Annotated in this window: 13 protein-coding genes; 7 read left to right on the forward strand and 6 right to left on the reverse strand. The window is 68.8% G+C overall.

What is annotated here, in order from left to right; all coding sequences use genetic code 11:
* Nucleotides 1–166: 166 nt before the first annotated feature.
* Nucleotides 167–496, forward strand: a complete 330-nt coding sequence (locus IBJ82_RS03955) for a type VII secretion target (RefSeq protein WP_056810684.1) — start codon at nt 167–169, stop codon at nt 494–496.
* On the forward strand, nt 493–2,127 hold the full coding sequence (locus IBJ82_RS03960; protein WP_194824546.1) for a hypothetical protein: 1,635 nt from the start codon (nt 493–495) through the stop codon (nt 2,125–2,127). Before IBJ82_RS03955 ends, IBJ82_RS03960 begins: the two co-directional genes overlap by 4 nt.
* 57 nt (nt 2,128–2,184) lie before the next feature.
* Here the strand turns inward: IBJ82_RS03960 and IBJ82_RS03965 are convergent, their stop codons facing one another.
* Both IBJ82_RS03965 and IBJ82_RS03970 read right to left on the reverse strand, forming a co-directional pair.
* Nucleotides 2,185–2,679 carry a hypothetical protein gene (locus IBJ82_RS03965; RefSeq protein WP_194824547.1) on the reverse strand — a complete coding sequence of 165 codons (495 nt, stop codon included), beginning with the start codon at nt 2,677–2,679 and terminating at the stop codon, nt 2,185–2,187.
* Between the two features lie 48 nt (nt 2,680–2,727).
* A complete protein-coding gene (locus IBJ82_RS03970) occupies nt 2,728–3,654 on the reverse strand; it encodes a neutral zinc metallopeptidase (protein ID WP_194824548.1) in 927 nt (308 codons plus the stop codon).
* 210 nt (nt 3,655–3,864) lie between these two features.
* On the opposite strand from IBJ82_RS03970, the gene aspS reads away from it, so the two are divergent.
* Entirely contained in the window at nt 3,865–5,679 is a 1,815-nt protein-coding gene (aspS, locus tag IBJ82_RS03975; RefSeq protein ID WP_194824549.1) for an aspartate--tRNA ligase, read from the forward strand.
* 74 nt (nt 5,680–5,753) lie between these two features.
* A complete protein-coding gene (locus IBJ82_RS03980) occupies nt 5,754–6,722 on the forward strand; it encodes a DUF389 domain-containing protein (RefSeq protein WP_194824550.1) in 969 nt (322 codons plus the stop codon).
* A 3-nt stretch (nt 6,723–6,725) separates the two neighbouring features.
* On the opposite strand, the gene IBJ82_RS03985 is transcribed toward IBJ82_RS03980, so the two are convergent.
* The gene (locus IBJ82_RS03985) at nt 6,726–7,598 is read right to left on the reverse strand and encodes a hypothetical protein (protein WP_228536422.1); all 873 of its coding nucleotides are present in this window, start codon (nt 7,596–7,598) and stop codon (nt 6,726–6,728) included.
* 340 nt (nt 7,599–7,938) lie between these two features.
* On the opposite strand from IBJ82_RS03985, the gene IBJ82_RS03990 reads away from it, so the two are divergent.
* Together IBJ82_RS03990 and IBJ82_RS03995 are read left to right on the forward strand one after the other, a co-directional pair.
* A complete protein-coding gene (locus IBJ82_RS03990; protein WP_194824552.1) occupies nt 7,939–9,108 on the forward strand; it encodes a kinase in 1,170 nt (389 codons plus the stop codon).
* A 76-nt stretch (nt 9,109–9,184) separates the two neighbouring features.
* Entirely contained in the window at nt 9,185–10,006 is an 822-nt protein-coding gene (locus IBJ82_RS03995) for a siderophore-interacting protein (RefSeq protein ID WP_194824553.1), read from the forward strand.
* Nucleotides 10,007–10,012: 6 nt separating this feature from the next.
* Here the strand turns inward: IBJ82_RS03995 and IBJ82_RS04000 are convergent, their stop codons facing one another.
* The 3 genes from IBJ82_RS04000 to IBJ82_RS04010 all read right to left on the reverse strand — a co-directional run bounded on the left by IBJ82_RS04000 (nt 10,013) and on the right by IBJ82_RS04010 (nt 13,414).
* A complete protein-coding gene (locus IBJ82_RS04000) occupies nt 10,013–11,266 on the reverse strand; it encodes a sigma-70 family RNA polymerase sigma factor (protein WP_194824554.1) in 1,254 nt (417 codons plus the stop codon).
* Nucleotides 11,263–11,616: a YciI family protein gene (locus IBJ82_RS04005; protein ID WP_194824555.1), complete on the reverse strand. Its 354-nt coding sequence runs from the start codon at nt 11,614–11,616 to the stop codon at nt 11,263–11,265. The genes IBJ82_RS04000 and IBJ82_RS04005 overlap by 4 nt, the downstream gene beginning before the upstream one ends.
* Nucleotides 11,617–11,749: 133 nt before the next feature.
* On the reverse strand, nt 11,750–13,414 hold the full coding sequence (locus IBJ82_RS04010; protein WP_370585135.1) for an alkaline phosphatase: 1,665 nt from the start codon (nt 13,412–13,414) through the stop codon (nt 11,750–11,752).
* A gap of 164 nt (nt 13,415–13,578) precedes the next feature.
* On the opposite strand from IBJ82_RS04010, the gene IBJ82_RS04015 reads away from it, so the two are divergent.
* Nucleotides 13,579–14,925 (forward strand): replication-associated recombination protein A, encoded by a 1,347-nt coding sequence (locus tag IBJ82_RS04015; RefSeq protein ID WP_370585136.1) that lies wholly within the window; start codon nt 13,579–13,581, stop codon nt 14,923–14,925.
* Nucleotides 14,926–14,999 lie beyond the last annotated feature (74 nt).

Here is a 14,999-nt window from a genome sequence, read left to right on the forward strand (position 1 = left end):
AGTTTTGATAGTCGATCGCCCAGATCGAAGGTGGCACGACTCGAAAACTGTCGGCGAGTTCGGCTATATTTGGCGCCAATCGCAGTTGGGCGGTCGCGTCGGGAGTTTCGCGTCCGCCGTTGCCTTCTGTAGTGCAGACTTTTCACGACGAGTTGGGGGGATTCGCATGACTGATCTCTCGGTGCAAACCGGAGAGGTCGCCGCGTTCGCGGCGACCAATGGCGGGGTGGCGGCACAGGTCGCCGCGGCGGGCAATATCGATTTGGTCGCCAGCGTGTCGGCGGCGACGCCGGTGTTCGGCCTCATCGGCGCCGATTACCTGGCGATGTTCGCCGCAGCACAAGCGTTGCAGGCCAAGGACATCAACGACCTGTCGGCCAAGTTCAGCTCGCTCTCGGACGCGGCCTTCAAGTCGTCGGTGACCTTCGAGACGACCGATATCGACAACGCCGCCGAACTCGCGCGTCAGGCTGCTGGGCTCGGGGGCCCTGCGTGAAGCCGCTGAGTTCCGACGCCGGCGTCATCGCTCCCGACGTCGCCATGGCCGCTGCCGACGCCGAGACCGCGTCGGTGATGGGTGCGGTACCGCTCGACTCGCAGGCGATTCTCGATGTGTCGCTGATGCAGGTGCCCGAGGATGTGGCGGTCGGCGAGGAAGCGGTCTTCACGCTCGCGCAGAAGATCACCGACGAAGCCCAGAACGGCAGCATGTCGCCCGCCGGGTTGGGTGGGCTCGGCGGCCTCGGCACCGGCGTGCAACCCCAGGACATCCTGTCCGGCGTCGCCGAGGACGCCTCGTCCGCGCTCAGCGGCCTGCAGGGCACAGTGGCTCAGGTCGCGGCGCCCGCGTCGGCCGCCGCGCTGACCGCGTTCGACCAGGCCAAGTCCGCGCTCACCGGCACATCGGGCGCCGGTGCTGCGAATACCTCCGGCGCGAGCACGTCCGCCGCCGCGACGACACTGACCGAAGATCCGGTCGCCGCGCTGATGAGCGGACTGTCGCTGCCCGCGCTGCCCGGCATCGACACCCTGTTCCAGCCGTTCCTCGACCTGCTCAGCAGCTTCGGTACCGGTGTTTTCAGCGCGCTGGACCCGACCACGATCCTGAGCAACTCCTCCGCGGTGATCGAACAGGCGATGAGCCTGGCCCAAGGCGGGGTGAAGACTGTTCAGCAGGTGTGGGAAGGCCAGGCCGCCGACGCGGCGACCACCGCCAGCCAGCAGGCGCAGACTCAGGGGCAGGACACCAGCCAGCGCGGCATCGACATCTCTGCGCTCACCCAGCAGGCGGCCACCGTCGTGCAGACCGGCAACGCGCAGCTCACCACCATCGCCACCACCTTCGCGGCCCAGGCCACCGCGCTCGCGCCCACGATCATGCTGCCGCCGACCCAGGCCACCCTGATCGGCTTGGCCACTACGCATCTCGGTGAAGCGGTGTCGGTCGTCAATGTCACCCGTGGGCAGTTGATGGGCTACACCGGCGAACTCAGCGGCGTCGTCGGGCAACTCGCCGGTCAGAGCGGCCTGCCCTCGCCCGAGGAAGTCCTCTCCGCGGCCTCGGAGAACATCGGCGAACCGCTGCTCACCCAGGCAGAGGAAGCGCTCACCGGCGGCGGCGACTCCTCCACCACCGCGGCGAGCACCACCGCGGGAACTACCACCACTCCCGGCTCGACGACAGCGTCGAGCCTCGGCACCGGTGGCTCCGGTGGCAGTGGCGGCGGTTCCGGCGCCTCGCTCGGCGCGCTCGGGACCGCGCGGGGTGGTGCGGGCGGTAGTTCCGCGGGCACCCCGAGTGCGGGTACTCCGAAGACCACCGCGGCCGTACCGGGTGCGGCGGTCCCCGCGGGTCGGGTGATGCCCACCGTCAACGCGATGGGCTCCGGCACCACCACGGCCGCGAGCACCGGCGGTACCTCCGGCATGATGGGCGGCGGCGCGGGAGCTGGCGGCGGCGCTGGCCGTGGCAACAACGAGGAAGAACACGGTCGTACCGTGCAGCCCTACCAGAGCCGCACCGGCAACGACGATCTCACCGGTCCACTGGGCGAATCCACACCCGACGTCATCGGTGCCGTCCACGAGGACGAACGCGACGAGGACGCGACCGCAGATCGCTTCTGACCCGAAGGGGCTCGCCGGTAGAAACCGGCGAGCCCGTTTCGGTTCAGCGTCGAACGATCAGCTCTTGAAAGCGTCGACCAGCTTCTTGTAGAGGTCGGTGAAGCGCTTGCGGGCGTCCTTCTGCTCCGGATTGAGGCCATCGGACGCCTCGGGGGAGTAGACGACCAGGTGGACTTCGTCGGCCGGATCGTCGGGCATCAGGTCGATGATCTGGGTGCCCCTGTTATCGCCGGCCGGAATTCCGAAATCGATCTCCTTGAGCGCGTTGATCTCCTCGCGCGCGGCCGAAATCACGTCGGAGGCAACGTTTCCGGTCACCTTCTTGGGCGCGTTCTCGGGTTTGCGGTCCTTGCTCACGGCGTCGGGCATGTGCACGGCCTCGCCGTCGGCGAAGACCTGCAGGACCGGGCGCAGGTCGGTGCGCTGTGACCAGCCGTCGGGGATCGTGGTCAGGCTCACCAACGGTAGCGGCGCCGGATCGGCATGGGCGATCGCGCTCGCGCCGGGCAGGGCGAGAGCGCAGACGAGCAGTCCGGTCATGGTCAGGCGCATGGGTTCCCCTCGATCGAAAGACAGTGCGTGGGTATCGCGTTCGAGGAGTCAGCGTAGCCCGGGCGGGTTGTCCAGGTCACGCGCGGAATAGGTGTCACAGGCCTGCACCGACCCGGTCCGGTAGCCGACGAGGAACCATTTCTGCCGCTGATCCGAGGACCCGTGCGTCCACGACTCGGGATTGACGCCGCGACCCGCCGAGCGCTGGATGCGGTCATCGCCGACGGCATTGGCGGCCGACAGCGCGTCGCGAATATCTTTGTCGGACAAAGGGTTCAGGAAAGGCTGCCCGCCTCCCGGCGACGGCTGCTTGTCGGCGAAGTTGGCCCAGATACCGGCGTAGCAGTCGGCCTGCAGTTCGGTGCGCACCGCGCCGGAGGTCGCGCCCTGCGGATCGCGCTGAGCCTTGCCGATATCGCCGAGCTGGTTCTGGATATGGTGGCCGACCTCGTGGGCGACCACGTACTCCTGCGCCAGCGGTCCCGCGCTCGCGCCGAACCGGTCGGTCAGTTCCTGGAAGAAGGCGGTGTCGAAGTAGGCGGTCTGGTCGGCCGGGCAGTAGAACGGTCCGACGTCGCTGGTGGCATTGCCGCACCCGGTGTTCACGGCACCGGTGAACAGCACCAGCTCGGGCTCGACGTAGTTCTTGCCGGTCTGTTGTGGCAGCTGCACCGACCACACCGCGTCGAGGCTCTGCGCGGTGGCCACCACCCGGCAGTCGACGTACTTGTTCGCGTCGGCGCCGGTCTTGCAGTGTGCCGGCGTTCCCGCGGTCCCCGGCTGCGCCTGCTGCCCGCTCTGCGCGCCGGTGAAGTTGCCGAGCACCGTCCCCGGATCGCCACCGAGGAGCAGCGTGATGACCAACAGGATCAGACCGCCCGCGCCGCCGCCGAGGGCGAGTTTGCCGCCCATGCCGGGTCCGCCACCCGAGGATGCCCGGCCGGGATCGATCTGCATACCTTCGTTGAAGGTCATCGCGGTACTCGCCTTCGCTCGGTTGTCCAGCTGCCTCACAGCATGATTCACCGTCGGCGGGAGCGGCGACGGCGGACAGGTGTCACAAGCTTGACACGGTGGGGAAGATATCGGTTTTCACTCGGGCACCGTGTCTCACTACGATGGCAGTGCACCCGGTCATCTGCGCCGGTGCGGACAAGTCCGTGAAAGTCTGTCGAAAGGAATACCGTGCTGCGCACCCACTTGGCTGGTTCGCTGCGAGGCGAGCACGCCGGTCAGACCGTCACCCTCACCGGCTGGGTGGCGAGGCGTCGTGACCACGGTGGTGTGACCTTCATCGATCTGCGTGACGCTTCGGGCGTCTCGCAGGTGGTCTTCCGCGAGGGCGAGGCGGCCGAACAGGCCCACAAGCTGCGCGCGGAATACTGTGTGCAGGTCACCGGTGTGGTGGAACGGCGTCCCGACGGCAACGAGAACCCGGAGCTGCCGACCGGGCAGATCGAGGTCGACGCCAAGGAACTGGTCGTGCTCAACGAGAGCGCGCCGCTGCCGTTCCAGCTCGACGAGACCCCCGGCGACGAGGCCCGCCTCAAGTACCGCTACCTCGACCTGCGCCGTGAAGGCCCCGGCCACGCCATCCGCCTGCGCTCCAAGGTCAACGCCGCCGCACGGGAGGTGCTGGCAAGCCACGACTTCGTCGAGGTCGAGACCCCCACGCTCACCCGCTCCACCCCGGAGGGCGCTCGCGACTTCCTGGTCCCCGCGCGCCTGCAGCCGGGCAGCTTCTACGCGCTGCCGCAGAGCCCGCAGCTGTTCAAGCAGCTGCTCATGGTCGGTGGCATCGAGCGCTACTACCAGATCGCGCGCTGCTACCGCGACGAGGACTTCCGCGCCGATCGTCAGCCCGAGTTCACCCAGCTCGACATCGAGATGAGCTTCGTACGCCAGGACGACGTGATCCTGCTGGCCGAGGACATCCTGACCGCGCTGTGGAAGCTGGTCGGCCACGACATCGTCACCCCGATCTCGCACATGACCTACGCGGAGTCGATGCGACGCTACGGCTCCGACAAGCCCGACCTGCGTTTCGGCGTCGAGATCACCGAGCTCAGCGACTACTTCAAGGACACGACCTTCCGGGTGTTCCAGTCGGAGTACGTCGGCGCGGTCGTGATGCCCGGTGGCGCGAGCCAGCCGCGACGCCAGCTCGATGCCTGGCAGGAGTGGGCGAAGCAGCGTGGCGCCAAGGGCCTGGCTTACATCCTGATCAACGAAGACGGCACCCTGGGCGGCCCGGTCGCCAAGAACCTGACCGACGCGGAACGGGACGGTCTGGCCAAGCAGGTCGGCGCCGAGCCGGGCGACTGCGTGTTCTTCGCCGCCGGTGCGGTGAAGTCGAGCCGTGCCCTGCTGGGGGCCGCGCGCGGCGAGATCGCCCGCAAGTGCGACCTCATCGACCCCAACGCCTGGGCTTTCGTCTGGATCGTCGACGCCCCGATGTTCGAGCCCGCCGCCGAGGCCACCGCCAGCGGTGACGTGGCGCTGGGCCACTCGGCCTGGACCGCGGTGCACCACGCGTTCACCTCGCCCAAGCCCGAGTCGCTCGACACCTTCGACACCGACCCCGGTTCCGCGCTGGCCTACGCCTACGACATCGTCTGCAACGGCAACGAGATCGGTGGCGGTTCCATTCGTATCCACCGTCGCGACGTGCAGGAACGCGTGTTCTCGGTGATGGGCATCGACAATGCCGAAGCCCAGGACAAGTTCGGCTTCCTGCTCGACGCGTTCGCCTATGGCGCCCCGCCGCACGGCGGCATCGCCTTCGGCTGGGACCGCATCACCGCGCTGCTGGCCGGTGAGGACTCGATCCGCGAGGTGATCGCGTTCCCGAAGACCGGCGGCGGTGTCGATCCGCTCACCGACGCGCCCGCGCAGATCACCGCGCAGCAGCGCAAGGAAGCAGGCATCGACGCCAAGCCCGAGGTCAAGGGTAAGGGCGAAGCCACCGACGCGCCGAAAGTTGTTGCGGCCGAGAAATAGCGGTCATCGGAGTAGCCCGGTACCTTCTGGTCAGTTCCCGTATCGCCACGGCGATACCGATCAGGAGGACACCGGTGCTACATCTTCGAGTGATCAGCCCGCCCGAGCAGACCGATGAACTGGTGCGGATTCTCGAAGCCGACGCCGGCGTCACCCACCTCACGGTGATGCGCGGGGTTGCGCTCGACCCCGTGGGCGATCTCGTCCAGGCGGACGTGGCGCGAGAGGCGGGCAACACGGTGCTCGCCGACGTGAAGGCGCTCGGTATCGTCGAGCACGGCGGGATCACCCTCGGCCCGGTCGACGCGGTGCTCTCCGACGCCGCGGACCGCGCGGTCCGGGCGGCGCCCGGTGATCCGAGCGACGCGGTGATCTGGGAGCAACTGCTCAAGGAGACCCGCGAGGAATCCTCGCTCAACGCCACCTTCGTCGCGTTCCTGACCATCGCCTGCCTGCTGGCCGCGATCGGAGTGGCCACCGACTCGCCGGTCACCGTCGTCGGCGCGATGGTGGTGGGCCCGGAGTTCGGTCCCCTGGCGGCTTTGTCGGTGGCGCTGGTGCGCCGCAACTGGCGGCTGGCGCGGCGCTCGATGATCGCCTTGGCGGTGGCATTCCCGATCGCGATGGTGGTCACGCTGGGCGCGACGATCGTGTGGGAGCGCCTCGGTTGGATCACCACCGAGGGCATCATCGACGCGCACAACGTCGACTTCATCTACGAGGTCGGTCCGTTCTCGTTGGTCGTGGCGTTGCTCGCTGGATCGGCAGGCATGTTGTCGCTGGTCACCGCGAAATCAGCGGCCCTGATCGGTGTCTTCATCTCGGTGACGACCGTGCCCGCCGCCGGGTACGCGGTGGTGGCGGCGACGCTCGGACAGTGGCACCGGGCGTTCGAGTCGGCCGGTCAGCTGGCGGTGAACCTGGTTGGCATCGTGATCGCCGGAGTGGTGGTGCTCGAGCTGCGGCCCAAGGCGGGTGACGAGCGGGGCCCGATCGGCCGGTTCAAGCGGGCCATCGGCATGCGGACCACCCTCGAACGCTGAATCTCAGACGCGGGCGACCGGCCCCGCGGTCATCATCCGGTAGGAGTACGTCACCGCGATGACGCACACCGGCCCCGCGACGAACAGGCCGAGCCCGCACAGCGCCGCGCCGACGAGGGTGACCAGCATGACGGTGAGCGCAAGCAGCAGCGCCGCCCACAGATTCGCCAGCACCAGCTGCGCGCTCGCCTTGATCGCTTCCACCGGGCCGTAGTCCTGATCGATCACGAAGTGCAGCGAGAACATGCACAGGAACCCGGCGATCAGCCCCGGCGCCAGACACAGCGACGAAAGAAGCAGCGTGACGGTGAACGCGAGCATCGCGGTCAGGAGGACATTGCCCGCGTTCACGAACCGGAAGAACGACCCGAAAGCCGGTGGGTACCCGTCGGTTTCGTAGAGCGCCCCGCGCACCATCGCCGCCTGCAGCAGCCACAGCGCGACGATCACCATCAAGAACAGGAACAGCACGCTGAACGGTGACTTCGGATCGACGATCTGGACGACGGCGACGAAGCCGAGATAGATCAACACCCCCACCGCGGTGACCCCGAGCCACGGACCGGGATTGGCACGGAATCGCTCCCACCCGTAGCTCAGCGAACGGCCGATATCGAGGCCCTGTGCTCCCGAATGGTAGTAACCGAGCGTCTGCCCGCCACCGCCCGTCGACACGCCGGACGCGGGGGCTGGCGGGTAGGTCGGATTCTCCGGTTTCGCCTGGGGCACCGCGTAACCGGGACCCGTGCCCGCGGGCCCGTACTGCGGTGCCTGTCCGCCGTGGCCGGCAATCGGCGGCGGCGGCTCGACGGGCTCGTGCCCGTACTGGGCGGCGCCGGGGCCCTCGAATTGCGGATAGCCTGCGCCACCGGCCATTCCGTGCCTGCTCGGTCCCGTACCGGGAGCCGGTGGTTGCCCGGTTCCCTCGTGTCTGCCCCCGGGTCCGGCGAATTGTCCGCCACCGCCAGGAACAGGCGACCCGCCCGGTGAATCGCTCGATGCGGCGTACGGTGTGTCGGTCACTGTGGTAGACCTTTCGACTCAACCGGTTTGCGGTGTGGCGCACAGCAGTTCACGATGAGAAAACCCGACGACCGGCTGATGTGTCAAGCCAACAGGAACACACGCGCAACCTCGGTGCCAACACGCCGAACGACGCGGAAAGGTTGTCCAACCGCTCGCTAGAAGTGACCGGGTACGAGTAGCTTGAGAGGCGATGACCGCACTATTGGCCGAACGCGCCGCCGACGTCGTGTCCGCAGCACAACAGTTGCTCACAAAGCGAATGGGTGCTCCGGTAAAGCTGAGTGATCCGATGGAGCTCAGCGGCAGTGGTAGGACGACAGTCCTACGCGTGCGTGTTGCGGAAAACGCATTTTCGTTGCCGCGCACGCTGATCGTCAAGCAGGTGCGCGGTTCTACTCCCGACCGCCGCGCCGGTGGTTTGGCGCCCGGTGTCGCCAGTATCGACGCGGCATTCCTGCGCGAGGCGGTGTCCTACCAGTTCACCACCGCGCTGAGTCGTGAGCAGCGTCCCGGTGCCTTCCTGATCGCGCACAGCGTCCCCGACCGGCTCCTCGTGCTCTCCGACCTCGGTGACAACGCGTTACTGACCTCGGTGCTGCAGGCACGCGTGGAGCCGGGTACCCGCAACTCGCTGATGGCGTTCGCGCAGGCGCTCGGCCGGATGCACGCCGCGACCGTCGGTCGCGAGCCCGACTTCGTCGCCCTGATGCGTCGGGTCGACTCGGTGCACCGCGTCGACGGGATCGCCCAGCAGGCCCAGGCCGCCATCGCCGAGGTTCCCGGTCTGCTCGCGGCCGAGTTCGGCATCGAGGTGCCCGGCGAGATCGCCGAACGCATCGTGCACGGCAACCGTCTGTTCACCGGTGGCCGCTACCGCGCGTTCAGCCCGTCGGACCTGTGCCCCGACAATGTGATCATGAACGAGGAAGGCGCGCGGTTCCTCGATTACGAGTGGGGCGGTTTCCGCGACGCCACCCTCGACATCACCTACGCGCTCGTCTCCTACCCCGGCTGCCTGTGCGATTTCGAACTCTCGCGCAGTCGCGCCAAGGAAATGGTCGAGGCCTGGCGTTCCGCCGTGGTCGGCGTCTGGCCGTCGCTGGCCGACGACACCGTCCTGGCCGAACGGATTCTCGAAGCCCGGTTGATCTGGGTCTGGCTGTCCACCTACTGGTTCCTGCCCGCCGACCACGCCCGTATCGCCACCGCCCGCGAACACGGGCTGTCGGTCCCGCGCTCGGAAGCCCTGATCAACCGGTGGTCCGCGCTCGCCGAAGACGCCAGGATGACAGGCGACGACGCGGTCGGCGACTTCGCCGAACAGGTCTCGGCGATGCTCGAGGAACGCTGGTCGGAGTAGCGGTACCGGGCTGGCTCCCCACTTCTCGCCGCGCCGCGGGTACCGTCGGCAGGGATCTGAGGAGTTGGGAGCAGCCGTGCCGATACCGGTCACCGTCACAGTCGTCCGCAAGCAGTGGTTGACCCCGCACCTGGTGCGCGTGGTCGGCACGGTTTCGGACGGATTCGTTCCTAACGCGTTCACCGACGCCTATGTGAAGTTGATCTTTCCGGCGCCGGGCGTCGAATATCCCGAGCCGTTCGATCTCGACACGGTGCGCGCGACGCTCGGCCCGGAGAGCCAGCCCGTGCTGCGGACCTACACGGTGCGATCCTTCGATCCCGAACTGCGCGAGATCAGCATCGACTTCGTGGTGCACGGTGACGAGGGCGTCGCGGGGCCGTGGGCGCGCTCGGTGGAGCCGGGCGCGCGGTTCTGGTTGAACGGACCGGGCGGCGCGTTCGCACCCGACCCGGCGGCCGACTGGTACCTGCTCGCCGGCGACGAATCGGCGCTGCCCGCTGTCGCGGCCGCCCTCGAAGCACTGCCGGCGGGCGCGCCCGCGCTCGTATTCGTCGAGGTGGGCGGCACCGAGGACGAGATCCCCCTCGTTTCTCCCGCTGATCTGCGCCTGCACTGGGTGCATCGCGGTGTGTCCTCGGACCGGATCACCGACGACCTGGCCGGGGCCCACTCGCCTCTGGTGGCGGCGGTGCGTGCGGCCGAGTGGCTGCCGGGACAGGTGCAGGCGTTCGTGCACGGCGAGGCCGAGTCCGTGATGCGTCAGCTGCGCCCTTACCTGCGCAAGGAACGCGATGTCGCGCCGAAATGGCTTTCGATCTCGGGATACTGGCGGCGCGGCCGCACCGAGGAGGGCTTCCGTGAATGGAAGCGCGAGCTGGCAGCCGAAGGCGCCTGATTTCGATCATGGAGTGTGGGTCAGCGCGGCGAGTTTGCCGCGCAGATGGGCATGTTCGACCGCATTGTCGGTGAGCAGCAGCGCCGACTCGTAGGCGGCGATCGCTTCGCCGGTGCGTCCGAGATCGGTGAGGAAGGCGGCGCGGGCAGCGTCGAGATAGCCGTAGGTCGCCAGCGCCGGTTCCGCGCCGAGCGGATGCAGCAGCGCCAGCGCCTGGGCCGGATCGCCGGCCAGGCCGACCGCGATGGCGTGGTTGAGCAGCGCGACCGGCGACGGCGCATCGCGCAGCAACAGCCGGTACAGACCGATGATCTCCCGCCAGTCGGTATCGGCCCAGGTCGGTGCTTCGTCGTGCACGGCGGCGATCGCGGCCTGCAAGGTATACCGGTCGGTATGCGGCAGAGCGTGTTTCACCAGCGCGATGCCCTCGGCGATGGCCGCTCTGTCCCAGCGGTCGCGGTCCTGGTGTTCGAGTGTGCACAGCGTGCCCTCGTCGTCGACGCGTGCTGCCCGGCGCGCGTCGGTGAGCAGGATCAGCGCCAGCAGCCCGGTCACCGACGGGTCGTCGGGGACGAGCGCGTGCATCATCCTGGCCAACTGCAACGACCGGTCGATGAGATCGGCACGGACCAGCACCTCGCCCGCGGGCGCGGTGTGGCCGGTGGTGAACAGCAGGTGGATCACCGCGCAGATGGAATCGAGCCGCTGCGGCAGCTCGCGCACCGAGGGCACTCGATACGGAATGGCCGCTACCGCGATCTTCTTCTTGGCGCGGGTGATTCGCGCGGCCATGGTCGCCTCGCTCACCAGGAACGCGCGAGCCACCTCGGCGGTGGTGACACCGCAGACCAGCCGCAGCGTCAGTGCGACCTGAGCCTGCGGCGCGAGCGCGGGGTGGCAGCAGGTGCTGATCAGCCGCAGCCGGTCGTCGGGGATCGCCGGGTCGTCCAGGTCGGCCAGCGCGAGGTCGGCGGTATCGTCCACCGATTCGTCGACGACGAGCCGGGGCAGCGCGCGCCGGAAGGTGCTGTCGCGGCGCAGCAGGTCGAGGCCGCGACGCCGCGCGACCGTCGTCAGCCAGGCGCCGGGTCTGGCCGGGACACCGTCGCTCGCCCAGGCCGTCAGCGCCGTCGCGTAGGCGTCCTGCACGCATTCCTCGGCGAGGTCGAAATCGCGGACCGACCGCACCGTCGCGGCGAGCACGAAAGCCCACTCACGACGGTGCGCCTGCTCGACGGCCGCAGCCGCCGCCGTGGTCACGACTGCGGGTAGACCTGGATCGGGCGCACCTCGACGCCACCCGTGGGGGCCGGCACCTGTGCGGCGATGGCGATCGCGGCGTCCAGGTCCGGCGCCTCGAGCAGGTAGTAGCCGCCGAGCGCTTCCTTCGCCTCGGCGAACGGGCCGTCGGTGATGACGACCTCCCCGCCCGCATCGTGGCGGATCGTGGTGGCGGTCGCGGTGGGCTGCAACGCCTGCCCGCCGACGTTGGCGTCACCGGCGATCTGCTGGAAGGTGCGATGGGCGGCGAGCATGTCGTCGAGCTCGGCGGGGGAGTACGCGGCGTAGGTGGCTTCGTCGCCGTAGATCAGGACCAAGTACTGGCTCATGATGTGCTCCTTCGGGTGGGGGCTGCCCGCTCGTCGGGTGGCCGTACTCACTCGACGAGCGAGCACGGGCACAATCGACAACCCTGTCCGAAGAATTCTGCGCCGATTTCCGCGGCGTCGCGACGAACCCCGCTCAGTGCACCGGAGCGGGCCGCGGTTCGACCCGTCCGCCCGTCGCGACGGCGAACGACGCGCCGTGCCGCACACCGGTGGCGGGATCGGTGACGTCGACGACGTAGAACCAGTCCATCTGCGTCTGCGTCGCGGTGACCTCGAGCACGCCGAAGCCGTGTGAGTCGAGTTCGGTGTAGCGCAGGTGATGGTTGGCCGCTTTGATGGCCTCTTCTGCCGGCACCGACGCGGTGCGGGCGGGCATTCTCAGCAGATCGCCGACGCTGGAGGAGGTGACCGACGGGATCACGAACTCCGCGCCGACCGTCGGTCCGCCCGGGTAGTTCGCGGCGTTCAACGGCAGGTCGGCGGCCCAGGAGGTGTGGATGTCACCGGTGAGGAACACGACGTCGCTCACCTCGTTGTCGACGATCGTGCGGAACAGGGTGTTGCGGTCGGCGGTGTAGCCGTCCCACTGGTCGCCGTTGACGGTGATGCCGCCCTGCGGGAGGCCGAGCGCCTCGGTGATCGCCTGGGTCGTGGCCGCCTCCAGCGGCGGGAACACCAGCGGCGCGACCATCACCGAGTTGCCGATCAGCTTCCAGCGGGTGGGCGAGGAGGCGAGTCCGGCGGTGAGCCAATCCATTTGGGCGCGCCCGGTGATCGTGCGGGACGGGTCGTCGGCGTGCCGCCACCCCGCGCCCGGCCCGGCCTCCTCGTCGCGGTAACTGCGCAGATCCAGCATCGACAACTCCGCCAGCGTGCCGAAACGCAAGCGGCGGTAGATCTGCACCTGGCCGTCGGCGCGAGTCGCCCGCACCGGCATCCACTCCAGGTAAGCGCGGGCAGAGGCGCCCTTGCGATCACCCCACGGGCCTTCGATGGCGGGGTCGTGGTTCTCCGCGCCCTCGCGCCAGGAGTTGTCGGCCGACTCGTGGTCGTCCCAGGTGCAGATGAACGGCACCGTGGCATGCAGGGCCATCAGATCGGGATCGGTCTTGTACTGGCCGTGGCGGGTGCGGTAGTCGGTGAGGGTGACGATCTCGTTCGCCGGGTCGTGCGCGCGGACCGCGCCGTTGCGGCCGGTGTACTTCCCGCGGCCGTACTCGTAGATGTAGTCGCCGAGATGCACGATCGCGTCGAGATCGGTGCGCGCGGCCAGGTGCCGGTAGGAGCCGAACCAGCCCGCTTCCCAGTTGGCACACGAGACCAGGCCGAGGCGCAGACGATCGACCTCGCTGTCCGGTGCGGGCGCTGTCCTGGTGCGGCCTACCGGGGAGGTCTCGCCGCGGGAGGTGAAGCGGTAGAAGTAGTCCTGACCGGGGGTGAGGCCGGTCGCGTCGACCTTGACAGTGTGGTCGGTATCGACGGAGGCGGTGACGGTGCCGGACGCGGCGAGCGCGCCGAAATCGGCGTCGGTGGCGATTTCCCAGCGGACCGGCGTCGCGTCGCCGATGCCGGAACCGGGGGTGGCGTCCTCGGCGACAGTGACCCTGGTCCACAGGATGATCGCGCCCGGCAGCGGATCACCGGATGCCACACCGTGCCGGAAGATGCCGCCCGTGGCATGCGCGGGCGCGACGGTGCCCAATACCGCGACCGCCGCCACCGCCGTGGAACCGGCGAACAAGGTGCGGCGGGCGAACCCGACCGGCTGGGACGCTACGGCGCTGTTGTTTTCGACCACGATCAGCGATCACAGCCCACTAATCGGTTCCGCGCAAGTCCGCGCGAGCATTGTTGGTCAACTGTCCATCTTTGCGGCAGGTTCCAGACGAATTCCGGGGCAGGGGTGAGTGCGGTTGGTGAGCTTCGCAGAACATGTCCGAGGGCCTCGGTACCCTGCACACCGTGAGCGACAGCCTTTTCGACGTGCCCGGCGAACACGCGTCCGCCGAATCCGGCGCCGATGCGGTGTTCCGTCGCGACTCGGGCGCGCCGCTCGCCGTCCGGATGCGCCCCGCGAACCTGGACGAGGTGATCGGTCAGGCGCATCTGCTCGGCCCCGGCTCGCCGTTGCGCAGGCTTGTCGAAGGGTCGGGTGCGGCGTCGGTGCTGCTCTACGGCCCGCCCGGTACCGGCAAGACCACCTTGGCCTCGCTGCTCTCGCAGGCCACCGGTCGACGGTTCGAAGCGCTGTCGGCGCTCTCGGCCGGGGTCAAGGAAGTGCGCGCGGTGATCGACCTCGCCCGACGCCGACTCGCCGCGGGCGAGCAGACCGTGCTGTTCATCGACGAGATCCACCGCTTCTCCAAGACCCAGCAGGACGCGTTGCTGGCCGCCGTCGAGAACCGGGTCGTGCTGCTGGTCGGCGCGACCACCGAGAACCCCTCGTTCTCCGTCGTCTCCCCGCTGCTGTCGCGCTCGCTGGTCCTGCAACTGCAACCGCTCACCCCCGACGACATCCGCGCGGTCCTGGCCCGCGCGATCACCGACCCGCGCGGTCTCGCCGACGCCTACACCGTCAGCGACGAGGCGATCGAACACATCGTCCGGATCGCGGGTGGCGACGCCCGCCGCGCGCTCACCGCCTTGGAGGCGTCGGCGGAGTCCGCGTCCGACGGCGCCGTCGAGTTGGAGACCGTCGAGGCTACCGTCGACAAGGCCGCCGTTCGCTACGACCGGGCGGGCGACCAGCACTACGACGTGATCAGCGCCTTCATCAAGTCCATTCGCGGCTCCGATGTCGACGCGGCCGTGCATTACCTGGCACGCATGCTCGCCGCGGGCGAAGATCCTCGTTTCATCGCGCGTCGCCTGATGATCCACGCCAGCGAAGACATCGGCATGGCCGACCCGATGGCCCTGCAGACCGCCACCGCCGCCGCGCAGGTCGTCCAACTGGTCGGCCTTCCCGAGTGCAAACTCGCCCTGGCGCAGGCCACCATCCATCTCGCCACCGCCCCCAAATCCGGCGCGGTGACCACTGCGATCGGCACGGCCATGGCCGATGTCTCCCGCGGCAAGGCCGGTGCGGTTCCGCCTTACCTGCGCGACGGCCACTACGCGGGCGCCGCCCTGCTCGGCAACGCCCAGGGCTACAAGTTCCCGCACAAATCCCGCGAGGGCGTCGTCACCCAGCAGTATCCGCCCGACGAACTGGTCGGCACCGACTACTACCTGCCCACCGACCACGGCAACGAACGCACGATCGCCCCGCGCCTGGAGAAGCTGCGCCGCATCATCCGCGGAAGATAGAAGATCCGTCGTGCCACCTGCGTGGCGTGGACCACCCCGGTCGATGAAAAACCACGCGCACCGCACCGGTAGTC

It is taken from the genome of Nocardia sp. XZ_19_231, assembly GCF_015355705.1.
Taxonomy (GTDB): domain Bacteria; phylum Actinomycetota; class Actinomycetes; order Mycobacteriales; family Mycobacteriaceae; genus Nocardia; species Nocardia salmonicida.

What these genes read in the sequence shown, in the direction of transcription:
- IBJ82_RS03955 (WP_056810684.1), top strand. Translation starts at nt 167, where the DNA reads ATGACTGATCTCTCGGTGCAAACCGGAGAGGTCGCCGCGTTCGCGGCG.
- IBJ82_RS03965 (WP_194824547.1), bottom strand. Translation starts at nt 2,679, where the DNA reads ATGCGCCTGACCATGACCGGACTGCTCGTCTGCGCTCTCGCCCTGCCC.
- IBJ82_RS03970 (WP_194824548.1), bottom strand. Translation starts at nt 3,654, where the DNA reads ATGACCTTCAACGAAGGTATGCAGATCGATCCCGGCCGGGCATCCTCG.
- IBJ82_RS03985 (WP_228536422.1), bottom strand. Translation starts at nt 7,598, where the DNA reads ATGGCCGGTGGCGCAGGCTATCCGCAATTCGAGGGCCCCGGCGCCGCC.
- IBJ82_RS03990 (WP_194824552.1), top strand. Translation starts at nt 7,939, where the DNA reads ATGACCGCACTATTGGCCGAACGCGCCGCCGACGTCGTGTCCGCAGCA.
- IBJ82_RS04005 (WP_194824555.1), bottom strand. Translation starts at nt 11,616, where the DNA reads ATGAGCCAGTACTTGGTCCTGATCTACGGCGACGAAGCCACCTACGCC.